The organism is Paraburkholderia sp. RL17-373-BIF-A (assembly GCF_046030175.1).
Classification (GTDB): domain Bacteria; phylum Pseudomonadota; class Gammaproteobacteria; order Burkholderiales; family Burkholderiaceae; genus Paraburkholderia.
In genome coordinates this window covers 191,531-214,665 of the sequence record NZ_JARESO010000004.1, presented here as the reverse complement: position 1 = coordinate 214,665, position 23,135 = coordinate 191,531, and the positions used below count along the sequence as shown (strand labels likewise).

Below are 23,135 nucleotides of genomic sequence, written 5' to 3'. Positions count from 1 at the left end.
AGTCGCCAGCACCAGATAGTTCGACAGGATCGTTGCGCAACCGTTCAGTTCTTGCGGCGCGCGCAGGTGGCGCCATGATTGCGGCCGTCAGTGCTGCACGCCCCAGCGCCGTACGGTCACGCGTTCGAGCGTATCGAACACCAGATGCTCGATCAGCAGGCCGATTACGATTACCGCGGCGAGGCCCGCGAAAACGCGGTCGGTGTACAGTTCGTTGCGATTCTGGAAGATGTACCAGCCGAGACCGCCGCTGCCGGAACTCGCGCCGAACACGAGTTCGGCCGCAATCAGCGTACGCCAGGCAAACGCCCAACCTACCCGCAAGCCCGCCAGAATCGCCGGCAACGCCGCCGGCACCAGAATCAACAGCACATGGCGCATGCCGGTGAGCCCGTAGTTGCGGCCGGTCATGCGCAGCGTCGCCGGCACCGACTGAAAACCGGAATAGGTGTTCAGCGCCAGCGGCCAAAGCACCGAATGGACCAGCACGAACAACAGGCTCCCGGTACCGAGGCCGAACCAGAGCAACGCGAGCGGCAACAGCGCGATAGACGGCAGCGGGTTGAACATCGCGGTCAGCATCGACAGGACATCGCGGCCCAGACGCGTCGACACGGCGAGCGACGTCAGCACGAAGGCGAGCGCCGCGCCCAGCAGATAGCCGCGCAGCAGCACGGACATCGACACCGCCGTTTTTTGCAGCAGTTCGCCCGACCACACGCCTTGTACGAACGCACTGAACGTCGCGCCGAACGTCGGCAACAGCAGATCGTTGTCGATCGCGCGCGCGGCGATTTCCCAGATACCGATCAACACCAGCGCAATCAGCGTCTTGCGCAACCAGCTCTGCGCGAAGAGGCGCTTGCCGAGCGGCAGCGGGGCTTCGAGCACGAGCTCGCCGAGCGGTTCGAGCGGACGCTCGTACTCCTCGCGAACCGGCGGCAGCAAGGTGGCGGGAGAACTCATTGCACGGCCTCCGCCTCTTCGAACAACAGGTGATGAATACGCGCGACGCTGCGCTGAAAATCGCTGCGCCCAAAACTGTCCTGCGAAAATTGATGGCTGTTGAGCTCCGCACGCACGCGGCCCGGATGGGGCGACAACAGCAGAATGCGGTTGCCCACCACCAGCGCTTCTTCGATCGAATGCGTGACGAACAGCAGTGTGAAGTTCACCTCTTCCCACAGACGCAATAGCTCTTCCTGCATCTTGCGGCGAGTCAGCGCGTCGAGCGCGGCGAAGGGCTCGTCCATCAGCAGCACGCGCGGCTGCATCGCCAACGCGCGGGCAATCGCAACGCGCTGCTTCATGCCGCCCGACAACGTATGCGGATAAGCATTGGCAAACGACGCAAGCCCCACCTTCTCCAGATAATGCAGCGCCCGCTCGTTGGCCTCCGCGCGCGAGAGCTTCTTCGCGACACGCAGCGGAAAGGCCACGTTCTGCAATACGGTCTTCCACGGCGGCAACTGGTCGAATTCCTGAAACACGACAATGCGATCGGCGCCGGGGCCTCGGATAGTCTGACCGTCGAGCGAGATGCTGCCGGATGTCGGCTCGATAAAGCCGGCCACCGCCTTGAGCAGAGTCGATTTGCCGCAACCGGACGGTCCCAGCAGCACGAAACGGTCGCCGCCGTAGACGTCGAAACTCAGGTCATGGGTCGCGCGCACGGTCCGCTCTCGCGTGCGGTATTCGAGGTTGACGTTTTCGACCGCAAGCAATTTTTCGCTGGTCGCCGGCGCGGTTGCTTCAGCGCGGTTCGGAAACAGCACAGTAGGATTGGCCACCATCAGATCGCTCCCTGTAAGCCGACCACTCGGGCCGATAGATATCCAGCGATGCTCGCGTATGCACTCATGTTCAGCTTCCGGTGGCGGTCGCCGGGTCGTCGAAGAAGTAATCCTTCCAGGACTTCGGTTCGTTCCTGATCACGCCGACGCGATGCATGAACTGCGCGAGTCCGAACGTGTTCTGCGGTGCGACCTTGAACTGCACTGCCGGATCCTTGATGACTTTCAGCAGCAGATTGCGGTCGATCTTCGACTGATTCGTGCGGATATAGATATCGGCCGCGGCATCGGGATTCGCCGTGATGAAGCGCGCCGCGTCGGCGAGCGCGTCGACGAATGCGCGGTACGTCTTCGGATTGTTGTCGCGGAATTTTTCCGTTGCGTACAGGACGGTCGCCGAACTCGGGCCGCCCAGCACGTCGTATGAATTCAGCACGATGTGCGCCTTCGGATTGCCCGCCAGTTCCTGCTCCTGAAACGGCGGATTGCCGAAGTGTCCGGTGATTTCCGTGCCGCCCGCGATGATCGCCGCGGCCGCGTCGGGATGCGGCAAAGCCTGCGTGAACTTGTCGAGGCGGTTGTAATCCTTGTCGCCCCAACGTTTCGCCGCCGCATATTGCAGCACGCGCGATTGCACCGACACGTTGACGGCCGGCACCGCGATGCGGTCCTTCTCGCTGAAGTCGGCAATCGTCTTGACGTCGGGATTGTTGCTGATGAGGTAATACGGCAGATTGCCGAGCGACGCCACGCCCTTCACGTTCTGCTTGCCATGCGTACGATCCCAGATCGTGAGCAACGGGCCCACGCCCGCGCCGGCGATATCCACCGCGCCGGAGAGCAGCGCGTCGTTGACGGCGGCGCCGCCCGAGAGCTTCACCCAGTCGACCTTGATATCGAGCCCCTGCTTACGCCCTTCCTTCTCGACGAACTGCTGATCTCGCGCCACGTTCAGCAGCAGATAGACGATGCCGAACTGCTCGGCCACGCGAATCTGCCCTTCGGCATGCGCGGGCGTGGCTGCGCCGAGACCGGCCGCAGCCGTCGACAGAGTCAGCAGCGTCGCGGTCAAACGGCGAGCGAAAGACGACCGCGCGGCGGTCGGGCGAAACATGGCGAGCATCGGAACTCCGGTCAGCGTGTGAGCGTGTAGTTTTGGTAAAAGCAGTGGTCAAAGCGGGCCACGTTGCCGTCAGAACGGCACGTCGCCTTCAATCGTCGTGCGATACAGTTTGCGGCGCAGATGATCCGGCGTGCCGGCCGCGAGATGCATCAATGAGCGGTTGTCCCAGAACACCATGTCGTGTTCGGCCCACTGATGGCGGTACAGATGTTCGGGGCGCACGCTATGCGCGAATACTTCGTCGAGCAACTGCTTGCTCTCGTCTTCGGGCAAGCCGATCACGCGGGTCGTGAAATGCTCGCCGACAAAGAGCGCCTTGCGTCCGGTCTCCGGATGCGTGCGCACGATCGGATGCACGACCGGCTTCACCTGCGCGATCTGCTCGGCGGAGAGATTCGGGCGCCACGGGCTGCGCTTTTGCAGCTCGGCGTATTTCGCGAGATACGTGTGCTCCGCCGAACGCCCTTCCACCGCGGCGCGCAAATGCGCGGGCAACGTGTCGTACGCCAGGTGCATGTTGGCGAACAGCGTGTCGCCGCCTTCTGCCGGCAGTTCCTGCGCGTGCAGCAGCGAGCCGAGGCTCGGCTTCTCCTTGTACGACAGATCGGAATGCCAGTAGTGACCGGCATCGCCGAGACCGATCGGCTGGCCGTTCTCGACGATGTTCGAGACGACCAGCACCTCCGGATAGCCAATCAACTGGAACTGATGCAGCACATGAATCTGCAGCGGACCGAAGCGGCGGCTGAAGGCGATCTGCTGATCCGGCGTGATGCGTTGATCGCGAAACACCAGCACGTGATGATCCAGATGCGCGCGGTGAATGCGGCGGAAATCGTCGTCGCTCAGCGGCTGGCCGAGATCGAGGCCCAGCACTTCCGCGCCGACGGGGACGTCGAAAGCGCGAATTTCGATGGGCTGGGCTTGATGAACGCGGCCAGTCTCGCTGGCGGCGGTAGGTGCAAAGGCAGTCGTCACAGGAAACTCTTCGTCGAATCTGTTCGGAAACGCCGGCTAGGGCGCAGTCAGACGAATTTACCGGCGCGGGCGCGCGCCGACAACGAAGCAAATCCGATACTGTTATCTGCTGGAGTGATAAACCCGATGCTTTAACGCGTTCCGGGCAGTTGATCGCCTCTGGATGCATCCATGCATGGAGCCTTTAAAGTCGCCCAGGACGTGGATCGGCAACGAAACCATCGCGATTAGGCATGACCACGCGCGGCAGCGACGCCGCGTCGAGCCGCGTATTTGCCGGCACGATGCCGTTCTGGTTGAGCAGGAATGCGCTCACCGCGTACACCTCGTCGGCGGAAAGCGATTCGGGCGCGTTGTAGGGCATCGCGCGGCGGATATAGTCGAACAGCGTGGTCGCGTACGGCCAATAGCTGCCCACCGTGCGCTTCGGCTTTGCGCTCGTCAACGTGCCCTGCCCGCCTATGAGCTGATCGCCGAGACTGCCTTGGCCCTGCGCGCCGTGACAGGCCGCGCATTTCGCGGCAAAGATGTGCGCGCCCGTGGCGACGTCGCCGCTGCCCGCCGGCAGGCCGCGGCCATTCGGCGCGATGTCGATGTTCCATGCGGCGAGGTCTCGCTCGGTAAGCGGCGTGCCGATGTCGTGACTCGCATCAGCCCTGCGCGCGCCCGGCGTCACCGATGAACACGACGTCAGCGCCGTCAGGGCCAGCAGCACGGCCAGCGCCGCACGCGCAAGCGTGTATCGCGAAAGCTTCTCACGCATTACGCACCTCGCCGCTTGCGTCCACGCGCCACTGCTGAATCGCGTTGTAGTGGTACTGCGAATTCAGCCCGCGCGCGGCGACGAGTTCGGCGCGCGTCGGCTGCACATAACCGGTCGAATCCGTGGCGCGCGACAGAATCGCGGCGGCGCCGCCGTCCCACCGCCAGTCCGCCTCGAAGCGCGTCAACGCGCGATCATGGATCGCGCCGACGAGACGCGCGGCGCGCCACGTCGTCCCGCCATCGGTCGAGACCTCGACCTTGCGGACCGTGCCGCGCCCGGACCAAGCCAGACCGGTGATCGGGTAATAACCGTGCGTGCTGAGCCGATGCCCCGGTGACGGCCGCGTGATCACCGACTTCGCGTCCATCTCGAAGGCGAACTGACGCGCGGTGCCGTTCGCGAGCAGGCTGGTGTACTTCGAGGTTTCCTCGCGCGTTTGCAGCGGCGCGTCGACCACCTTCAGCCGACGCAGCCACTTGACGTTGGTATTGCCCTCGAAGCCGGGGACGATCAGACGCAACGGATAACCATTCTCCGGACGCAAGCGTTCGCCGTTTTGCGCGTACACCACGAGCGCGCGATCGAGTATCCGTTCGAGCGGCAAACTGCGGGTCATTGCAGAGGCGTCGGCGCCTTCCGCCAGTAACCAGCCGCCCTGTGTTCCGTTGCCGGACACCGATACACCGCCGACCTCTTCCAGCAAGGTGGAAAGGCGCACGCCGGTCCATTCGCAACACGACAGCAGACCATGTGTGAGTTGCACGGGCATGCCGCTAGGCCCGTTCCATTCATTGCCGGTATTCCCGGAACATTCGAGAAAATGAATCCGCGATTCGGATGGCATGCGCAGCAGGTCGTCCATCGTGAACAGTTTCGGCGTCCGCACGAGTCCGTGAATCGCGAGCCTGTGCTGATCGGGATCGATATCGGGCACGCCGCCGTGATGACGTTCGTAGACGAGACCGTTGGGCGTGAGCGTGCCGTGCAAATCCGCGAGCGGGGTCATCGACGAAGCCGCGCCGGGCAGCGGCCATGCGCGTGCGCTGCGCCGCACGACATCCGCCTCATGCGGCGACGGCACGCCGTACGGATGCTCGAGTATGGGCGCGCCGGGCACGCGGCTCGACGGCGCGACCTCGAGCGGCTTGAGCAATTCGCTCGCTGCCGCGGCTTGCGAAGCAACGAGGCTGCCGAGTGCCAAACGGCCAAGCACGCGACGGCGACCGTGCGACGGCGGCGTATCCGGCTGAGCGATACGCGCAGGCATTATCGCGTTCCCGTCACGGCTGGCTCCGCGTAATCCTCGCCGTCGATGTCATAGCCCGACGGCTCCCACCGAATTACCAGCAACGTGAGCAGCGAACTCAGCGGCGCGATCGCGATCAGCCAGAACACCTTCGTGCCGAGCGCGGCGGCCAGGACCGGAAAGAGAAACAGCGAGACCGTCGAGGCGGAACGCACCAGCGTCTGGTTGAAACCCACGCCGATCCCGCGCAATGAGGTGGGATAGCTCAGCGACGCATACGTCATCGAATGAGAGCCCGGTCCGAAACCTTGCCCGAACAGATAGCCGCCGAGCAGCAGGATCGCCACCACGACGAGCGCACCACTGCCCGGTTTGCCGATCAGCGCGAGGCCGATCAGCGCGAGGCCGATCAGCGAGGCGAACTGCAGCGCGTGTCCGAGCACCGTCATTTTCCATGCGCCGACCGTCGGCGCGGTGCGCACGCCGATCAGTCCGCCGACGAATGCAAATGCGAGGTTCAGCGCCAGCGCGGCGATGATCGTCGTGAGCGGCCCCTGCTGGAAGAAGCTGGTGATGATCACCGGCAAGCCGAAGATAATCGCGTTGTAGCCGAACGAGGAAGCGCTGCCGATCACCGCGGCGAGAATCGTGCGGCGGCGATACGTTGCGTTGAAGAGCACACCGTAGTTGCGCCATGAAGCGGCACGCGGCGTTTTAACCGGCGTGTCGCTTTTCTCGACCACAGCATCCACGCCATACGAGCGTTTCAGGATGCGGGCGGCTTCGTCGAGATTGCCCTGATTCGCGGCCCACACCGGCGATTCGCTGATATAACGGCTGCGCACGAGAATGATCGCGATGGCGGGCACGGCGCCAAAGGCCAGCGTCAGACGCCACAGCCAGCCAAGCTGATGCTCGGGCAAAATCGCGTAGAGGCCGAGGATCAGCAGATAGCAGGTACTCGTGGCCGCATACCACGCCGGGCACCACGCGGCGACGCTGGCCGCCTTGTTGCCCTTGCCCGCCACGCGCGAGAACTCCGCGAGAAACGCCATCGCCACCGGCAGATCGAGACCGACGCCGAAACCCATCAGAAACCGCGCGCCGCCGAGCACCCACGCATTCGGCGCGAGACCGGCCGCGATCGCGGCGACCACGAAGAACAGCATGTCGGCCATGAACACACGATAGCGGCCGATGCGATCCGTCAGATAACCGCCGAACAGCGCGCCGAGAATCGCGCCGAAGGTAATGGCCGATGAAACGAAACCCATCTGCACCGGCGACAGCGAGAACTGACGCGCGATGTCCTTGATGCCATAAGCAAGCGAGGTCAGATCGTAAGCATCCAGAAAGACACCGCCGAGCGCGATCGCAATCACGATGCGCGCATTGCTGCCCTTCGCGGCGCCGGCATTGACGATGCGCGAAACGTCTTGCGCGCTACGGATGATAGCGGGCCGCGCCGCGCTGTCGGCGGGCGTTTGAGCGTCGACGGCGGTCGACGGAAAAGCAACAGTGGACATGATCCGGGCTTCACATGAATGGCTGAAGCGTTGCATGGTAGCCATGCGATTCACGCCGGCAAAACGACGAATTCAACTATGCAAATCGGGATTTCCGCGCTGGCTTCATGGCGCGCCACGCAGTGGCGCTGCCCGTCGCACGGTTCGCACTTCTGCAGATTTTCTTATCTGCAATGATTGGTTGGATTCGAGCGCACGCGAATCTAACGTGTAGTTCCGGCGACCGGCGCGCCGGTTATCCGCCAACCCGAGCTTTTACACCCGCTCCCACTCCTCGATTGGTATTTGCGCATGCGCTATTTCCGTCTGCTGAAGTCTTTCGTCGCCGTGGCGACCCTCTCGCTTGCCGCGGCTCACGCCTATGCCGACAAGCCCGCGGTGATCCGCATCGGCGTCGCGCAGCAAGGCACGGGCGATCCGCCCTCCTTCGGCGGCTCGCCGGCGGCGACCGTGCAATTGCAGCAGTCACTCGAAAAGGAATTCGCCGCCGACGGCATCAAGGTCGAGTGGCTGTTCTTCAAGGGCGCGGGCCCGGCGGTCAATGAAGCGATCGCCGACAAATCGCTCGACTTCGCTTTCCAGGGCGATCTCCCGGCGGTGCTCGCCCGCGCCAATGGCCTGAAAACGCACTTGCTGCTCGCCTCGGGCGTGCGCACCGGCATCAAGGTCGCGGTGCCTGCCGATTCGGATGTGCGTTCGATCAAGGACCTGAAGGGCCGGCGCGTGTCGATCTTTCGCGGCACCAATCTGCAGCTCGTCGCCGACAACGCGCTCGCCGCGAATCAGCTAAACGAGCGCGACCTGCGCGTGATCAATCTCGACACCGCCAGTTCGCTCGCGGCGCTCGCCTCCAAGGGCATCGACGCGTCGGTCAACGATTACCACGTCTACAAGCTGCGCGATCAGGGCCTTGCGAAGGTGGTCTACGAATCGCAGAACGACGGTCCGCAATTCACGCGGCAGTCGCACCTGCTTGTGGTCGATGACTTCGATCATGCGCATCCGGACATCGTGCAGCGTGTCGTCAACGTGTTCGTGCAAGGCGCGCAATGGTCCTCCGACGAAGCGAACCGCGATGCCCTCTTCAAGCTATGGGCCAAAAGCGGCGTGCCCTATTCGTCGTGGCAGGCCGAGTTCGCCAATCAGAAGCTGAAGGATCGCAACTCACCGTTGATCGATCCGTTCATCGTGGGTCGCTACAAAGCCGTCGCGACGGATGCGCTGAACCTCAAACTGATCCGCCAGCCGGTCGAGGTCGATGGCTGGTTCGAAACGAAATATCTCGACAATGCGCTGCGCACGCAAAAGCTCGACCACTACTGGACGCGTTACGACGCTGCGGGCAAACCGCTCAGCTAATCCACCGGAGCGATCACGATGAGCGACACCGCAATCCAGGTCGAACGCGAACGGCTCGCGTCGTCCACCACGCCGCACGCGCCTCACGTTCCGCTGTTTCGCGAGCCGCGCCTGCGCGCGCTCGCGTGGCGGCTCGCGCCGTGGGTCTTGCCCGCGCTGCTGTTCGCGCTGTGGGCCGTGGGTTGCGAACGCGGCTGGATCGCGCCGCAGATTCTGCCGCCACCCGAGCGCGTGTTCGGGACGCTGCTCGAACTGGCAAAGAGCGGCGACCTCGCGCGCAATACGCTGGTCAGCCTGCAACGCGTGCTGCTCGGTTTCGGCGCGGGCACGCTGCTCGGCTTCGCGCTCGGCGCGGCGCTGGGGTTGTCGCGCACGCTCGAGGCTTACGTGCTGCCGAGCTTCAATGCGCTGGTGCAGATTCCGGTGCTCGGCTGGCTGCCGTTCCTGCTGTTGCTCGTGGGCGTGGGCGAGCCGCTCAAATACATCCTGATCGCGCATGCGGCGCTCGTGCCTGTCACGTTGAGCACGCTGCAGGGATTCCGCCAGACACCCGCCGCGCTCGATGAAGTCGCGCGCGTATTCGAATACAGCGGCTGGCAGCGGATTGTCTATCTCATACTGCCCGCGGCTGTACCGACGCTCGCCACGGGCGTGCGGCTCGCGTTCACCAAAGCCTGGCTCGCGCTGGTGGTCGTCGAACTGGTGGCGTCTTCCGAAGGGCTCGGCTATCTGATCGTCTACGGGCGGCAACTTTTTCAGCTCGATCTGGTGATGGCGTCGGTGGTCGTGGTCGGCGCGATTGGCTATGCGGTGAACCGTGCGCTCGAAGCGCGTTTGCGGCGCGGACAGCCGTCGGCGTTTCGCGAGTGATCGCATCAATCGCACCCATGGCGCTACACGTGAGGTAACTACGATGAGTCTCGCCCTCTTCAAGCGTTCCAGTCAGTCGCAACAGTCCGCCGACGCGTCCTGCGATTGCGGCGCGCCCGCTTCCTTCCGGCGCGCCGCCCAACCGCGCCGCCCGCTGCTGACACGCGTCGACTGGCGCGGCGCCGTCTTGCCCGTCATCGCAATCGTGATCTGGTGGGCCGTCTCGGAAGCGCACGTGGTCAAAAGCGGATTGCTCGTGAGTCCCGCGCAAGTCCTCGCGACCGCATGGCAGCAGATCGAGAGCGGCGCGCTGCTGAAGGCGCTCTCGGCATCGCTCGCGCGCGAAGCGAGCGGCTTCGTGATCGGCACGCTGGGCGGTTTGCTGCTCGGCAGCGCGCTCGGCTTTTCGCGGCTCGCCACACGCATGGTCGGACCGAGCTTCGACACCTTCAAACAGATCTCGCTGTTTGCATGGATCCCGTTGATCTCCGTGTGGTTCGGTCTCGGCGATGCCGCGAAAGTCGTGTTCCTCTCGCTCGCCGCGCTCCTGCCCGTCACCGCGCATACCTGCGACGGCATCCACGCCGTGCCGCGCGCCTATATCGAAGTCGCGCGCGCGTTCCGCTACTCGCGATGGCAACTCATCCGCGCGGTGATTCTGCCGGCCGCGCTGCCGTCGATCTTTACCGGCATCTACCTCGCGCTGATCTATTCGTCGCTCGCCACGCTCGGCGCCGAGTATCTGCTGGTGGCCGGCAGCGGCATCGGCAACACCTTGATCGACGGCAGCGAGCAATTCCGTATGGACCTGGTGCTGTTCGGCGTGATCGTGGTCGGGGTGACGGGCTGGGCGTTGAATGCGCTGGCGCGGGCCGTCGAGCGGGCGATCTTTGCGCGCCGGTTCCAGTCGGCCACGCGCTGACCCCGCACCTGAACTCTCACACACTGGACCGCCCATGACTGTTTCCACGCTCTCCGACAGCATCGACATTCTTCACGTCAGCAAGCGCTACGCGCAGCAAGGCGGCGCGCCGCTCGCGGTGCTCGACGACATCAGCCTGCGCGTGCGCGCGGGCGAGTTCGTCAGCGTGCTCGGCTCGAGCGGCTGCGGCAAATCAACGTTGCTGCGGCTGATCGCGGGACTCGACACCGACTATAGCGGCGACATCGTCGTCGCCGGCGACAAGGTCCGCGATACGTCGCTCGAACGCGGCATCGTGTTCCAGGACCACCGGCTCTTTCCGTGGCTCACGGCGTCGCAAAACATTCTCGCCGCGCTGCGTAACGCGCCGCTTTCCGCACGCGAGAAACGCGAAGCCGTGGCCGAACATATCGCGCTGGTCGGACTCAAGGGTTTTGAAAATGCTTACCCGCATCAATTGTCGGGCGGCATGGCGCAGCGCGTGGCGATCGCGCGCGGCCTCGTCAATCGTCCGCGCGTGCTGCTGCTCGACGAGCCGTTCGGCGCACTCGACGCGCTCACGCGCGGCCGTTTGCAGAACGAGTTGCAGCGCATCTGGGAACACGAGCGCATCACGATGATCCTCGTCACGCACGATGTCGACGAAGCGCTTTACCTCGGCGAGCGCGTCGTCACGATGGCGCCGCGGCCGGGCCGCATCAAGCGGATCGTCGACGTCGCATTGCCGCGGCCACGCGAGCGCAACGATCCACGCTTCACCCGTTTGCGCGACGAAGTGCTGGCCGACTTCGCCGAGCAGGATGGTACGCGACGCGAACCGCAAGAGGACCGCGATGATGACAGGCCGAACGGAGGCACGCGCGTTCCAGTAGCAAGCCCGCCGATCACGGAATGGCGGCTTGCATGGTGACGCACGCGTTCTCCCCAAACAACAAACCTTCATGGAGCAGACGATGAGCGGCGAAACACAGCGGAAGCGGCAGATCAAACTGGGGGCCTTCCTGATGGAGACGGGCCATCACATTGCCGCATGGCGACACCCCGATGCGCATGCGACGGGTGGACTCGACTTCGCGCACTACGCGGAACTCGCGCAGATCGCCGAGCGCGCCAAATTCGACGCGATTTTTTTCGCCGACAGCGTGAGCGTGCGCGACACGAATCTGCCTTCCCTATCCCGCACCGCGCGCGCGGATCATTTCGAACCGCTGACCTTGCTTTCGGCACTCTCGGTTGTCACGAAACACGTCGGCCTGATCGCGACGGTCTCCACGACATTCAACGAACCATATAACCTAGCGCGCAAATTCGCATCGCTCGATCATCTGAGCGGCGGCCGCTCGGGTTGGAATCTCGTCACGTCGAGCACGGAATCCGAGGCGCTCAATTTCAGTTTCGATCGGCATCCGGATCACGCGGTCCGCTACGAGCGCGCTCGCGAGTTCTACGACGTGGTGGCAGGGCTGTGGGATAGCTGGGAAGACGATGCGTTTATCCGCGACAAGGAGAGCGGCGTCTACTTCGACCCGGACAAGCTGCACGTGCTCGGCCATGCGGGCAAGCATTTCAAGGTACGCGGGCCGCTGAACGTCGCGCGTTCGCCGCAAGGCTGGCCGGTCGTCGTGCAGGCCGGCGCGTCCGAGGCCGGGCGCGAGCTCGCCGCGCAGACCGCGGAGGTGATCTTCGTCGCGCATCAGACGCTCGACGAAGCGCAGTCGTTCTATCGCGACGTCAAAGGGCGTCTGGCGAAATACGGGCGCGCGCCGGATCATCTGAAGATCATGCCGGGCATTTTCCCGATTGTCGGCCGCACGCAGGAGGAAGCCGAGGAGAAATTCGCCACGCTGCAGGACCTGATTCATCCGACCGTCGGCCTCTCGCTGCTGTCGAACATGTCGGGCGGCGTGGACCTCTCCCAGTATCCCGTCGACGGGCCGCTACCCGAATTGCCGGAAACCAATGGCGGCAAGAGCCGTCAACGGCTGCTGTTCGATCTCGCGCGGCGCGAGAACCTGACGATCCGCGATCTGTATCTGCGCATCGCGGGCGCGCGCGGCCATCAGCAGGTGGTCGGCACGCCGACGAGCATTGCGGACCAGTTGCAACAGTGGTTCGAAGAAGAAGGCGCGGATGGGTTCAACATCATGTCGCCGTGGTTGCCGGGCGGCTTGACGGAATTCGCCGACCAGGTCGTGCCGGAGTTGCAACGGCGTGGACTGTTCCGCACGGAATACGAGGGCAGCACGCTGCGCGACAACCTCGGGCTGCCGCGCCCCGTGAATCGCCATGCGTCAGCGACGCAGCAAGTCGCCGCCCTGGCAAGCTGATCAAGCGGCGGCTTTCGCGCCGCCGGACACGTTCTCTTCATCAGGACATCAGGAGCTTTTCATGAGTGCAGCCGCAGTGCAGGACGTACAGTCGATTCAGGTCACGCCGCTTTCCGCGCATATCGGCGCGGAAATTCATGGTGTCGATCTCACGCAAAAGCTGGATACGCGCCAGATCGCGGAGATTCGCGCCGCGCTTCTGAAGTGGCGGGTCGTCTTCTTTCGCGAGCAGTTTCTCACGCACGAGCAGCACGTCGCGTTCTCGGCGCAGTTCGGCGAACTGACCTTGGGGCATCCGGTGTTCGGCCACGTGGACGGTCATCCGGAGATCTACTCGATTTCGAAGTACCGCAAAGCGACGCGTTTCGAGGGGCAAACGCTGCAACGCCCGTGGACCGGCTGGCATACGGACGTGACGGCCGCGCTCAATCCGCCCTGGGCGTCGATCCTGCGTGGGGTGACGATTCCGCCTTACGGCGGCGACACGCAGTGGACCAACCTGGTGGCCGCCTATCAGAAGCTGTCCGCACCGCTGCGTGCGTTCGTCGATGGTCTGCGCGGGCTGCACCGATTCACGCCGCCGGCCGGCGCGAGCGGCACGGAGGCGTTCAACAAAGCCGTCGAGCAACGCACGCTCGTCACCGAACATCCGCTTGTCAGAGTTCATCCGGAAACGGGCGAGCGGGCGCTCTATGTCAGCCCGAGCTTCCTGAAGTCGATCGTCGGCGTGGGCCCGCGTGAAAGCCAGGTGTTGCTCGAACTGCTCTGGGAACATGTGACGCGGCCGGAGTTCACCGTGCGCTTCAAATGGGAGGCCGGCAGCATCGCGTTCTGGGACAACCGGGCGACGGCCCACCTCGCGCCCACGGACATTTTCGATCTCGACTTCGACCGCCAACTGTATCGCACGACACTCGTCGGCGACGTGCCCGTTGGCCCGGACGGCACGCAGTCGGTGGCGATAGAAGGCTCGCCGGTGAGCGCCGCGGCGGCGGTTGCGTTGAACTGAGGACGAAGGCTCCGCGAGCGGAAAACCGGCAGCGGGCGCAGCAAAAAGATATCGCCACCCTGACCCGCGCTGTCGATCAGATCGACAGCGCCTACCGCTTCAGTTTCCCGCGTGCCTGCGCGTCGAGTTCGCGCAGATGAGCGAGCTTGTCGCCGATTTTTGATTCCAGTCCGCGCGGCACCGGCTGATACCAGCGTTGTTCGGCGACGTCTTCTGGAAAGTAGTGTTCGCCCGCCGCGTACGCATCCGGTTCGTCATGCGCGTAGCGGTAGTCCTTTTTGTAGCCGAGATCCTTCATGAGTTGCGTCGGCGCATTCCGAAGATGCAGCGGCACCGCCCGCGTGCGGTCACCGCGCACGAATGACAGCGCCTGATGCCACGCCATGCTGAGCGCATTCGACTTCGGCGCGACGGCGATATACACGAGGGCCTGGGCGAGCGCCAGTTCGCCTTCGGGCGAACCGAGCCGTTCATAGGCCTCGGCCGCGTTCACTGCGACCTGCAACGCTCGCGGATCCGCATTACCCACCTCCTCGCTCGCCAGGATGATGATGCGGCGCGCGAGATAACGCACGTCGACACCGCCGTCGATCATTCGCGCCATCCAGTACAACGCCGCATCCGGATCGGAGCCGCGGGCGGATTTGATCAGCGCGGAAATCTGGTCGTAGAACTCCTCGCCCCCTTTGTCGAAACGCCGCGTCGTTGTCGCGGACGCGGTGCTGACGAAGCTCGCGTCGATGCGTGTGAGCCCGGCTGCGGTAGCGGCATTGGCGAGCTGCTCGACGAGGTTCAGAAACTTGCGGCCGTCGCCGTCGGCAAAGCCGATGACGGCATCGAGCGCGGATGGCTCGAACTCGAGTTCGCCCAACACCGCCTGCGCTCGCCGGAAGAGCTGCCGCAATTCCTCGTCGGATAGCGGCTTAAGCACGTACACCTGCGCCCGCGACAGCAGCGCGCTGTTGACCTCGAAGCTGGGATTCTCCGTGGTCGCGCCGATGAGCGTCAGCCGGCCCGTTTCCACGTGCGGCAGCAAGGCGTCTTGCTGACTCTTGTTGAGCCGGTGAATTTCATCGAGGAACAGGACGGTCGAGCGGCCCCGGTGGTCGAGCATCTGCTGGGCACGCGCGGCGGCCTCCCTCAGTTCCTTGACGCCGGCGGCGACGGCCGACTCGGCGATGAACTCGTAGTCGAAAGCCCGCGCGGCAAGCCGCGCAATCGTCGTCTTGCCGACGCCGGGCGGCCCCCACAGAATGAACGAGTGCAGTCGTTGGGAGTCGAGTGCGAGCCGCAGCGGCTTACCCGGGCCCAGCAGATGAGACTGCCCGACGACATCGTCGAGCGATTCGGGCCGGAGCTGCTCGGCGAGCGGCGCGCGAGGTTGAGTGGCAAAGAGGTCGGTCATGGTGCGGATGTGAGCGGCTTTCCCTTGGCGGACGTGCGGGCTCATGGAATTGAGTGGCCGCAATAAAACGCCCTTATATCTTGTGAGTCGACAGCAGAATACTCGTTTCAGTGCTCGCGATGCCGTCGATCAGACGGATCGCGCCAAGCACCCGATCGAAGTTTTCCAGTGAATCCGCCCGCAGCTCCGCGATCAGGTCCCAACGCCCGTTGGTACTGTGGATCGTCGCGACGTTGGGGTGGCCACGAAGCACTTTGAGCACATCGGCCGCGCGGTTGCCTTCAACCGCAATCGACATCAACGCCCGGATCCGGTGCGCCTCTGCCGCGGGTTTCAGGCGCACGGTATAGCCCACGATCACGCCGCTCTTTTCCAGCCGCGTCAGCCGGTTCTGCACCGTGGCGCGAGCAACCCGCAAGTGCTTCGCCAGTGTCACAACGGACATGCGCGCGTCATCGCGCAGTAAGGCAATCAACTGCCTGTCGATGTCGTCGAGATCGATCATTTTTTGTGCCTACACCGGTTTCCGGCCGGGTTCCGTTCAGGCTGCGTCGAGCAAACCTGGGTCAGATAGAAGCGCGGACAGTACAAAACGCGCATTCGGAGTGCGCATCTTGACACTTCCGAGCACCAAACTGCAATGTTTGTTGTCTTTTTGTTGGCGCGGAGGCACGGAATAATTTCGCTATCGCTCCGCTTCGGAGCCTGCAACAACAACGGAGACATCACCATGACCCGCTTCCTCGACGTACCCGCAACGTACCGGCTCGTCGCCGATATCGGCGTACCGCGCTTTCTCGACGAACTTGCCCAGATCATCCGTGCCGACTATCTGCGCTGGAGCGAGTTCGACAAGTCGCCGCGCGTCGCCTGCCATTCGCGACTCGGCGTCATCGAGTTGATGCCTGTGGCCGACGCGGAGCTGTTTGCCTTCAAATACGTGAACGGTCATCCCATCAATGCCGAGCGCGGCATGCAAACCGTCATGGCGTTTGGCGCACTGGCCTCGGTGGATACCGGTTACCCGCTGTTTCTTTCCGAACTCACCTTGACCACGGCGCTGCGTACCGCGGCGACTTCCGCGCTGGCGGCGAAAGCACTGGCTCGGCCCGATTCGCGACGCATGGCTTTGATCGGCAATGGCGCGCAAAGCGAGTTTCAGGCCATTGCGTTCCATACACTTGTGGGCATCGACGAGCTTCGCGTGTTCGACGTCGACAACCGCGCCACGGACAAACTCATTCGCAATCTCGCGGCGTGGCCGCAATTGCGCATCGTCCGCGCGACGTCGGTTGCGCAGGCCGTGCGCGGCGCCGATATCGTCACAACCGTGACCGCCGACAAGGCCTACGCGACGATCATCACGCCGGACATGATCGAACCGGGCATGCATCTGAACGCCGTGGGCGGCGACTGTCCGGGCAAGACCGAACTGCATGCGGATGTGCTGAACATGAGCCGCGTGATCGTGGAGTACGAACCGCAGACCCGTATTGAAGGCGAGATTCAGCAATTGGCCGCCGACTCGCCCGTGATCGAACTGTGGCGCGTGTTGCGTGGCGAAATCGCCGGACGCGAAAATGCAGAGCAGGTCACCGTATTCGACTCCGTCGGCTTCGCGCTCGAAGACTATTCGGCACTGCGCTTTTTGCATGAGCTCGCGCGGACACACAAAGTCGGAATCGAAGTCGCGCTGATTCCGCCTGCCGCGGATCCGAAGGATCTGTTCGGCGAACTCGCACTGGCCGCCATCGAGCGGGCAGGTGCCGACCAGGTATTGGCGCCGGTCTGACGCGCAGCCCGCTATCGACGCGCACGTTCTCTTACTCCCGCGATCCCTATCCATGAGCCTTCTGTCGATTCAGGCGCCGTCCGCTGTCGTCGTGATCCGCCCGCACTGTTTTTATCCCAACCCCGAGACGGCAAGCGACAACGCGTTTCAGCGCACCGGCGGCTTCACAGATCCCAATGAAGCGGGATCGCTAGCGGCCGCCGCCTATGACGAAGTGACGGCCGCTGCGGCGGCGTTGGAAGCCGCGGGCGTGCGCGTTCATCTCTTCGAGGACCACGGAACACGGGGCACGCCCGATTCCGTGTTCCCGAACAACTGGTTCTCGACGCATCCTGGCGGGCACATCGCGTTGTATCCGATGCACTGCGTCAACCGCCGGCGTGAGCGCAGAAGCGATGTGATCGAGATGTTCAAGGCACAGTATCGCGTGCAGGACGTCATCGACTATTCAGGACTCGAATACGACGACGTGTTTCTCGAAGGCACGGGAGCCATGGTGCTGGACCACATCGCGCGCATCGCGTATGCCGTGCGCTCGCGCCGCGCGGATCCGGTGGCGCTCGAACGGTTCTGCACGAACTTCAACTTCGAGCCGGTATGCTTCGACGCCGTCGACTCAGCAGGTCTTGCGGTGTATCACACCAACGTCATGATGAGCGTCGCAACAGAGTTCGCGTTGATCGGGCTCGACCTGATCGCCGATGAACGTCGGCGCGCCGAAGTGAGGGCGCGTCTGATGGAAAGCGGACGCGTCGTGATCGATCTCGACGCCTCGCAGATCGGCAACTTTGCCGCGAACGCGCTTGAACTATCCGGCAGCGGCGGACGCGTGCTCGCGCTTTCGGAGCGGGCCGCGTCATGCCTGACGGCCAGGCAGAAGGCGCTGATCGAACGCTCTGCCCGACTGCTGCCACTGCGCGTGCCCACCATCGAAATGGCCGGGGGCTCGGTCCGCTGCATGCTGGGGGGCGTTCATTTGTCGCGGCGCCCCGTCTGAACGGCGCGAAGCCGGATGCAACCCGGGATGGACGCGTTCCGGATGGCGGCGCAAACGACGCCGCACTCGACGCGCCCCACGCTTGCCGCTATCTTACGGACACGCACGTTCGAAGGGTACAACCATGGCGACGTTCCGCGGTCTCGTTGCAGTCTTGCTGATCACGCTGCTGTCCGCCTGCGCGAGCCTGCCGCCGCAGACCGGCCGTACCGCGACGCACGCATTGACGGACACGGACAGCACGCGCCTCGCCGTCGCCTTCATCCCGCAGGAGCGCAAGCATCCCGACAACAGCGCGTTCCATCTGCTGTCCAACGGCGTCGATGCCCTGCTCGCCCGCATTGTGCTGACTGAGGCCGCCGAGCGCACGCTCGACCTGCAGTACTACATCTGGCACGACGATCTGACGGGCCGTCATTTGGCCGGCGCGGTGCTCAAAGCCGCCGATCGCGGCGTCAGGGTTCGCGTTCTGCTGGACGATCTGGGCACGGCCGGCGACGACAAGGTTCTGCTCGCGCTCAGCTCGCACCCCAACATCGAAATACGGCTCTTCAATCCGATCGCCAATCGGTCCTTCAAGAAGCTGGGCATGGCGCTCGAGTTCAGACGGATCAATCGGCGCATGCACAACAAGGCATTGATCGCGGACAATCAGGCCGCCATTCTCGGCGGCCGCAATATCGGCGACGAGTACTTCGGCGCATCCAGCGAGGTCGACTTTGGCGACCTCGACGTGCTGACTTTCGGGCCCGTCGTCCACAAGGTCTCCAATGCTTTCGACGAATTCTGGAACTCGGATGCCGCCTATCCGATCGCCAGCCTGACCGGACATCCAGCCGAGCCGGACTCGCTGCCGGCTTATCGTGCCAAGCTCACGGCGTTCATTGCCTCCGAGCGCGATTCGCCGTACGTCACGCAGGTCAAGGCACGCCTTGGCGAAACGCTGAACGCGCGCGACACCGACTTCTCCTGGGGCAAGGCGACCCTCCTGTACGACGATCCCGCCAAAATCACACGCTCGCCCGACGATCCACAGGGACATCTGCTGTCGCAGTTCAATGCGTTGAGTATCGAGCCCGCGAAAGAAGTGCTGATCATCTCGCCGTACTTCGTCCCCGGCAAAAAGGGCGTGGAATGGATGCGCGCGCAAACGCGGCGCGGCGTGCGCGTGACCGTGCTGACGAACTCGCTCGCCGCGACCGACGTCGCGGCGGTTCACGCGGGATATCAACGCTATCGCAAGGATCTGCTCGACGCCGGCGTGCATCTGTATGAATTGAAGCCCGTTGTCGACAAGAACGCCGGCGAAGACGCCGGCCAGAAAAAGAAATCGATCCTGGGCTCTTCAAAGGCCTCGCTGCATGCGAAGACCTATGTGTTCGACAGAACCAGCATCTTCATCGGCTCGATGAATCTCGATCCTCGTTCGATCACGCTCAATACGGAAATCGGCGTGTACTGCGAAAGTGCCCCACTCGCCGCACAAGTCGCGGATGGAGTCGAGCCGAAGCTCGATCAGATCGCGTGGCGGCTCGAAACCCGCACGGATGCGAATGGCACGAGCCGGATCGTATGGATCGACACCGCGCCGGATGGCAAGGTCAGCGAACTCGACGAACCCGGCGTGTCCAGCATGAAGCGTGTCGGCATCTGGTTCCTCGGTTTGTTGCCGATCGAGTCGCAGTTGTGATGAAGCGGCCCGGCTGTGGGCGCCATAGCAACGGCGCAGAGGTGGGAAGGTTGCGCCCGCGAAAAATCAGGGGCCGCCGTACTACCGTTTGATCCTCAAATACGCCCGGCTGATCGCGGGCCGCGTATGCACCCATAACCGCGAGGCGAGCCACGAGGCCGGCCGGTCACGCACTTCCAGGCGAGTGATCGAGCGAGCCGCGCCGTCATGACGTCCAGCATAGTTCGAACCCGTCTCGCACGTGTAAAAGTGACGGAAGCCGGCCTGAGCCGCAATGCGCCGATAGTCGTCGTCGTGGTATCCCTGTGGCCAGCACAGATGATCCGATACGGCGCCCAGTCTTTGCTCCAGCATGGCGCGCGCGCTGGCGAGATCGCGTGTCAGCCCGGCGCACTTCTCCTCTGCGTTGGCGGAGACTCGATCCCACCGCACATGGCTATGCGTATGACTGTGAAATTCGAACGTGCCGGCTTCACGCATCGCGTCGATCTCCGACCATCGAAGAATGGCGCGATCGGCTTCACCGTTTTCGATCGCCACCTCGCCATCGCGGTGATTGAGCAATGCAGGCAGCGCGTCGCCCGAACGCGCGTGCGCACGCACCGGTCCTTCGCCGATCCAGCTCGTCACCAGAAAGCACAACGCGGTCAATCCATGTGCCTGTAGGACCGGGTGCGCATGCACCCAGTTGTCGAGGTAGCCGTCGTCGAAAGTCAGCACGACGGACTTCTTCGGCAATGGCTCGCCCGCCAGATAGGTCGACAGTTGCGCGCTGCCGACGGTCGTGTACCCCGCCTCGGCCAGATACGCCATTTGCGCGGCAAAGTGTTCCGGCGACACCGTGATCATGCCTGGCGAGGTGCTGATGTGGTGATACATCAGCACGGGCACCGCGCGTGCGAACTTCGTCATGCCGCCGCCCGCCGTTCGCCGTAGTAAGCCCGCCGGGCATAGATGCCACGCATATAACAGTCGATGGTCTCGTTCGCCATGGCGTCCACCGTGAAGCGGTTATCGGTCTTCAGACGCGCGGCAAGCCCCAGGCGCTCGCGCAGCGGCGCATCGTCGATCAGACGCGCCAGCGCGCTCCTCAATGCATCGATGTCGTGCGCCGGCACGAGCAGGCCATTCACGCCGTCGTCGATCAACTCGGGCACGCCGTCGACGCGCGTGCCGATCACCGGCAAACCCACCGCCATCGCTTCGATAAACGATTGTCCGAGCGCTTCCTGATGCGTCGGCAAAACGAACAGATCGCAGCCGCGCAGCACGTTGGTAATGTCCGTGCGAAAGCCGAGCAGATGGATACGCTGGGACAAGCCCATGTTATCGACAATCGTCTTGATCTTCTCGAACCACACGCCGTCGCCCGCCATCACGACATGCAGATTGGGACGCTCGGCCAGCATCGGCCTGACCGCCGCGATCAGGTCTTCGTGGCCTTTCTTCTCGCGGACGATCGCCACCATGCCGGCGACAACCGTGTCGGCGTCCAGTCCGAGTTCATCGCGCAACGTGGAGCAGGTCCCCGCTTCCGGCTTCAGGATGCCGTCGTAAATCGTCTCGACGCGGTGTTCCTGCACGCCCGCGGAGATCAGGTACTTCCGCACATGATGGCTGACCGCGACGACGCGATGAGGAATCCAGTTGTACGTGGCAAGCGATGTGATCGGCAACGCCAGATGCCGCGTGCGCACGATGAACGGCGTCCGCGCGAGCCGCCCCGCCATGCCGGCGACGAGGCTGTCATGGCCGCTGTGCGTATTCAGCACATTGAAGCGACGACGCTCGAGCAGCGACCGGATCGTGAGCATGGAGCGCAGATCCGCGCCCGCCCGCATGCGCGCGTAATGCACCTGAAAGCCTTCAGCGTGCGCGCGAATCCCAAGGCGCGCGTCTTCCGGACAAACCAGTTCGACGTTATGACCCAGCGCTCGCAACGCGATCATTTCCTTGAGCGTGCGAACCTCCTGGCCTCCCCATCCCCGTGACGACTCACTATGGAGAACACTTAATGCTTTCATGCGCTGACAGTCTCCCCGGACCCTTCCTGTGTACGACGACCCGGTTTGTAATCGTTGGTAATATTTACCCCGGACCGCTGCGACCTTAGGGCAAACGCAGTGTTCATGGGGGGAAGCGAATGTGAAGTTGCGTCAGCCGATGACGGCTGACGTCCGTGTTAAACGGACTGGCATGACTTCTCGTTGACACTCGACTTTCAAGTTGTGGCGGGAGTATTTGGCTAGCCTCCCATTTTGTAAATAGCCAAACTCACCGACCCCGACGGATTGAATCGGCGCAAACGTTGTCGCCGGGTAAGTGTTGGTTTTTGCGCAGTTGAAGCGGCGGGGAAAAGGAGAGAACGCAGAAAGCGCTTGACTGGGAATGACGTTTAGCGTGGGTTGAAGGCATCGGCGATGCCTTCAGTTTTTGCCGTGGTAGCGACTGCGGTTTCGACCGATCGAAGCCGGTCGTATTGCGGCGGATCGGACCGCCGCGATGTGCCAGGCGACCTCACTCAAATGACCGATTTTCTAAGAGGAATAGTCAATAGGCCGCGCTGGCGTTTTAGTTTGTTCGCTTACACCGTCGTCAGGTTCGCTTCCAGGAACGGCATGATATTGGCCATCGCGCGGGACACGTAGGCCTCTTTCTCTCCGACGGGAGCGACGTAATGCAGTGCGCTCTGCGCCGCGTCGATCCCCTCCAGACGGGCGATGATCCAGGCGGCGAGGTAAGCCGAAGCCAGACAGCCCCCGGCGGTCGCCACGTTGCCGCTGGCGAAAATGGGCTGATTCAACACGTCGATACCCGCTTCCTGAACCCACGGCCTGGTGGTGAGATCGGTACATGCCGGCACGCCATCGAGCAGGCCCAACCTGGCGAGAACAAGCGTGCCGGAACACTGCGCGGCCAGCAGCTGTTTTGACGGGTCGAGTTGCAACTGCGCCATCAACGCACTATCGGCGACGACTTCACGCGTCTGTCTGCCGCTGCCCACGATCACCGCATCGGCAGTACAGGCCTCTTGCAGTGAAGCCTGGGCTTCGATGACCACGCCATTCATCGACTTGACCCGCGCAGTGGGACAAGCGATCGACACCCGCCAGCCTGGCTTCTTGACGCGATTGAGGACGCCGAGCGCGATAAGCGAGTCGAGTTCGTTGAAGCCTTCGAAGGTAAGGATGGCGATGTGCATGATGTTGTCGTCCATGAGCCCAAGGGGCGCTGACTGTTGGCCGCCGATTCAACAGGCCACGCCAACCAAAGCCGGCGAGTCCCACGACTGCGCAAACAGAGTTGCGATGTGACATCGTATGGCCGAGAAT

21 protein-coding genes are annotated in these 23,135 nt (G+C 63.5%); 9 read left to right on the top strand and 12 right to left on the bottom strand.

From position 1 onward, the window contains the following. Nucleotides 1-87: 87 nt before the first annotated feature. The 7 genes from P0D80_RS06765 to P0D80_RS06735 all read right to left on the bottom strand — a co-directional run bounded on the left by P0D80_RS06765 (nucleotide 88) and on the right by P0D80_RS06735 (nucleotide 7,432). The gene (locus P0D80_RS06765; RefSeq protein ID WP_408176700.1) at nucleotides 88-966 is read right to left on the bottom strand and encodes an ABC transporter permease; all 879 of its coding nucleotides are present in this window, start codon (nucleotides 964-966) and stop codon (nucleotides 88-90) included. Continuing rightward, complete coding sequence (locus tag P0D80_RS06760) at nucleotides 963-1,793, bottom strand: ABC transporter ATP-binding protein (protein ID WP_408282287.1); 831 nt, start codon at nucleotides 1,791-1,793, stop codon at nucleotides 963-965. The genes P0D80_RS06765 and P0D80_RS06760 overlap by 4 nt, the downstream gene beginning before the upstream one ends. A gap of 70 nt (nucleotides 1,794-1,863) precedes the next feature. Then, complete coding sequence (locus tag P0D80_RS06755) at nucleotides 1,864-2,916, bottom strand: ABC transporter substrate-binding protein (protein ID WP_408282284.1); 1,053 nt, start codon at nucleotides 2,914-2,916, stop codon at nucleotides 1,864-1,866. Nucleotides 2,917-2,985: 69 nt separating this feature from the next. Continuing rightward, complete coding sequence (locus P0D80_RS06750) at nucleotides 2,986-3,894, bottom strand: TauD/TfdA dioxygenase family protein (protein ID WP_408282282.1); 909 nt, start codon at nucleotides 3,892-3,894, stop codon at nucleotides 2,986-2,988. A 184-nt stretch (nucleotides 3,895-4,078) separates the two neighbouring features. Beyond that, the gene (locus P0D80_RS06745) at nucleotides 4,079-4,657 is read right to left on the bottom strand and encodes a c-type cytochrome (protein WP_408282280.1); all 579 of its coding nucleotides are present in this window, start codon (nucleotides 4,655-4,657) and stop codon (nucleotides 4,079-4,081) included. Next, a complete protein-coding gene (gene soxC / locus P0D80_RS06740) occupies nucleotides 4,650-5,927 on the bottom strand; it encodes a sulfite dehydrogenase (protein ID WP_408282278.1) in 1,278 nt (425 codons plus the stop codon). Before soxC ends, P0D80_RS06745 begins: the two co-directional genes overlap by 8 nt. Continuing rightward, a complete protein-coding gene (locus P0D80_RS06735) occupies nucleotides 5,927-7,432 on the bottom strand; it encodes an MFS transporter (RefSeq protein ID WP_408282277.1) in 1,506 nt (501 codons plus the stop codon). The genes soxC and P0D80_RS06735 overlap by 1 nt, the downstream gene beginning before the upstream one ends. A gap of 291 nt (nucleotides 7,433-7,723) precedes the next feature. Here P0D80_RS06735 and P0D80_RS06730 point away from each other — a divergent pair, with 291 nt between their 5' ends. The 6 genes from P0D80_RS06730 to P0D80_RS06705 all read left to right on the top strand — a co-directional run bounded on the left by P0D80_RS06730 (nucleotide 7,724) and on the right by P0D80_RS06705 (nucleotide 13,919). After that, a complete protein-coding gene (locus P0D80_RS06730; protein WP_132374446.1) occupies nucleotides 7,724-8,791 on the top strand; it encodes an ABC transporter substrate-binding protein in 1,068 nt (355 codons plus the stop codon). An 18-nt stretch (nucleotides 8,792-8,809) separates the two neighbouring features. Continuing rightward, nucleotides 8,810-9,661, top strand: coding sequence for an ABC transporter permease (locus tag P0D80_RS06725; protein WP_408282273.1), 852 nt, complete (start codon nucleotides 8,810-8,812; stop codon nucleotides 9,659-9,661). A 43-nt stretch (nucleotides 9,662-9,704) separates the two neighbouring features. Continuing rightward, nucleotides 9,705-10,583, top strand: coding sequence for an ABC transporter permease (locus P0D80_RS06720; protein ID WP_408282270.1), 879 nt, complete (start codon nucleotides 9,705-9,707; stop codon nucleotides 10,581-10,583). A 34-nt stretch (nucleotides 10,584-10,617) separates the two neighbouring features. After that, the gene (locus P0D80_RS06715; protein WP_408282267.1) at nucleotides 10,618-11,493 is read left to right on the top strand and encodes an ABC transporter ATP-binding protein; all 876 of its coding nucleotides are present in this window, start codon (nucleotides 10,618-10,620) and stop codon (nucleotides 11,491-11,493) included. A gap of 43 nt (nucleotides 11,494-11,536) precedes the next feature. Then, nucleotides 11,537-12,910: an LLM class flavin-dependent oxidoreductase gene (locus P0D80_RS06710; protein ID WP_408282264.1), complete on the top strand. Its 1,374-nt coding sequence runs from the start codon at nucleotides 11,537-11,539 to the stop codon at nucleotides 12,908-12,910. Nucleotides 12,911-12,971: 61 nt separating this feature from the next. Continuing rightward, nucleotides 12,972-13,919, top strand: coding sequence for a TauD/TfdA dioxygenase family protein (locus tag P0D80_RS06705; protein ID WP_408282262.1), 948 nt, complete (start codon nucleotides 12,972-12,974; stop codon nucleotides 13,917-13,919). Nucleotides 13,920-14,010: 91 nt separating this feature from the next. On the opposite strand, the gene P0D80_RS06700 is transcribed toward P0D80_RS06705, so the two are convergent. Then, nucleotides 14,011-15,324: a replication-associated recombination protein A gene (locus P0D80_RS06700; protein WP_132374440.1), complete on the bottom strand. Its 1,314-nt coding sequence runs from the start codon at nucleotides 15,322-15,324 to the stop codon at nucleotides 14,011-14,013. Between the two features lie 73 nt (nucleotides 15,325-15,397). Beyond that, nucleotides 15,398-15,829, bottom strand: a complete 432-nt coding sequence (locus P0D80_RS06695) for an Lrp/AsnC family transcriptional regulator (RefSeq protein ID WP_132374439.1) — start codon at nucleotides 15,827-15,829, stop codon at nucleotides 15,398-15,400. A 225-nt stretch (nucleotides 15,830-16,054) separates the two neighbouring features. On the opposite strand from P0D80_RS06695, the gene ocd reads away from it, so the two are divergent. From ocd to P0D80_RS06680, 3 genes are all read left to right on the top strand, one after another. Further along, a complete protein-coding gene (gene ocd, locus P0D80_RS06690; protein ID WP_408282260.1) occupies nucleotides 16,055-17,116 on the top strand; it encodes an ornithine cyclodeaminase in 1,062 nt (353 codons plus the stop codon). Nucleotides 17,117-17,168: 52 nt separating this feature from the next. Continuing rightward, nucleotides 17,169-18,113, top strand: coding sequence for a citrulline utilization hydrolase CtlX (ctlX, locus tag P0D80_RS06685; RefSeq protein WP_408282258.1), 945 nt, complete (start codon nucleotides 17,169-17,171; stop codon nucleotides 18,111-18,113). 124 nt (nucleotides 18,114-18,237) lie between these two features. Next, a complete protein-coding gene (locus tag P0D80_RS06680) occupies nucleotides 18,238-19,803 on the top strand; it encodes a phospholipase D family protein (protein ID WP_408282256.1) in 1,566 nt (521 codons plus the stop codon). 81 nt (nucleotides 19,804-19,884) lie between these two features. Here the strand turns inward: P0D80_RS06680 and P0D80_RS06675 are convergent, their stop codons facing one another. The 3 genes from P0D80_RS06675 to P0D80_RS06665 all read right to left on the bottom strand — a co-directional run bounded on the left by P0D80_RS06675 (nucleotide 19,885) and on the right by P0D80_RS06665 (nucleotide 23,005). Beyond that, nucleotides 19,885-20,715, bottom strand: a complete 831-nt coding sequence (locus P0D80_RS06675) for a polysaccharide deacetylase family protein (protein ID WP_408176680.1) — start codon at nucleotides 20,713-20,715, stop codon at nucleotides 19,885-19,887. Next, the gene (locus P0D80_RS06670; protein ID WP_408282252.1) at nucleotides 20,712-21,827 is read right to left on the bottom strand and encodes a glycosyltransferase family 4 protein; all 1,116 of its coding nucleotides are present in this window, start codon (nucleotides 21,825-21,827) and stop codon (nucleotides 20,712-20,714) included. Before P0D80_RS06670 ends, P0D80_RS06675 begins: the two co-directional genes overlap by 4 nt. 560 nt (nucleotides 21,828-22,387) lie before the next feature. Beyond that, on the bottom strand, nucleotides 22,388-23,005 hold the full coding sequence (locus P0D80_RS06665) for a DJ-1/PfpI family protein (RefSeq protein WP_408282492.1): 618 nt from the start codon (nucleotides 23,003-23,005) through the stop codon (nucleotides 22,388-22,390). Nucleotides 23,006-23,135: the final 130 nt, after the last annotated feature.

Excerpts from the sequence above, each read along its gene's own strand:
- P0D80_RS06765 (WP_408176700.1), bottom strand. The coding sequence starts at position 966 with ATGAGTTCTCCCGCCACCTTGCTGCCGCCGGTTCGCGAGGAGTACGAG.
- P0D80_RS06760 (WP_408282287.1), bottom strand. The coding sequence starts at position 1,793 with ATGGTGGCCAATCCTACTGTGCTGTTTCCGAACCGCGCTGAAGCAACC.
- P0D80_RS06755 (WP_408282284.1), bottom strand. The coding sequence starts at position 2,916 with ATGCTCGCCATGTTTCGCCCGACCGCCGCGCGGTCGTCTTTCGCTCGC.
- P0D80_RS06745 (WP_408282280.1), bottom strand. The coding sequence starts at position 4,657 with ATGCGTGAGAAGCTTTCGCGATACACGCTTGCGCGTGCGGCGCTGGCC.
- soxC (WP_408282278.1), bottom strand. The coding sequence starts at position 5,927 with ATGCCTGCGCGTATCGCTCAGCCGGATACGCCGCCGTCGCACGGTCGC.
- P0D80_RS06735 (WP_408282277.1), bottom strand. The coding sequence starts at position 7,432 with ATGTCCACTGTTGCTTTTCCGTCGACCGCCGTCGACGCTCAAACGCCC.
- P0D80_RS06730 (WP_132374446.1), top strand. The coding sequence starts at position 7,724 with ATGCGCTATTTCCGTCTGCTGAAGTCTTTCGTCGCCGTGGCGACCCTC.
- P0D80_RS06725 (WP_408282273.1), top strand. The coding sequence starts at position 8,810 with ATGAGCGACACCGCAATCCAGGTCGAACGCGAACGGCTCGCGTCGTCC.
- P0D80_RS06720 (WP_408282270.1), top strand. The coding sequence starts at position 9,705 with ATGAGTCTCGCCCTCTTCAAGCGTTCCAGTCAGTCGCAACAGTCCGCC.
- P0D80_RS06715 (WP_408282267.1), top strand. The coding sequence starts at position 10,618 with ATGACTGTTTCCACGCTCTCCGACAGCATCGACATTCTTCACGTCAGC.
- P0D80_RS06710 (WP_408282264.1), top strand. The coding sequence starts at position 11,537 with ATGAGCGGCGAAACACAGCGGAAGCGGCAGATCAAACTGGGGGCCTTC.
- P0D80_RS06705 (WP_408282262.1), top strand. The coding sequence starts at position 12,972 with ATGAGTGCAGCCGCAGTGCAGGACGTACAGTCGATTCAGGTCACGCCG.
- P0D80_RS06700 (WP_132374440.1), bottom strand. The coding sequence starts at position 15,324 with ATGACCGACCTCTTTGCCACTCAACCTCGCGCGCCGCTCGCCGAGCAG.
- P0D80_RS06695 (WP_132374439.1), bottom strand. The coding sequence starts at position 15,829 with ATGATCGATCTCGACGACATCGACAGGCAGTTGATTGCCTTACTGCGC.
- ocd (WP_408282260.1), top strand. The coding sequence starts at position 16,055 with ATGACCCGCTTCCTCGACGTACCCGCAACGTACCGGCTCGTCGCCGAT.
- ctlX (WP_408282258.1), top strand. The coding sequence starts at position 17,169 with ATGAGCCTTCTGTCGATTCAGGCGCCGTCCGCTGTCGTCGTGATCCGC.
- P0D80_RS06680 (WP_408282256.1), top strand. The coding sequence starts at position 18,238 with ATGGCGACGTTCCGCGGTCTCGTTGCAGTCTTGCTGATCACGCTGCTG.
- P0D80_RS06675 (WP_408176680.1), bottom strand. The coding sequence starts at position 20,715 with ATGACGAAGTTCGCACGCGCGGTGCCCGTGCTGATGTATCACCACATC.
- P0D80_RS06670 (WP_408282252.1), bottom strand. The coding sequence starts at position 21,827 with ATGAAAGCATTAAGTGTTCTCCATAGTGAGTCGTCACGGGGATGGGGA.
- P0D80_RS06665 (WP_408282492.1), bottom strand. The coding sequence starts at position 23,005 with ATGCACATCGCCATCCTTACCTTCGAAGGCTTCAACGAACTCGACTCG.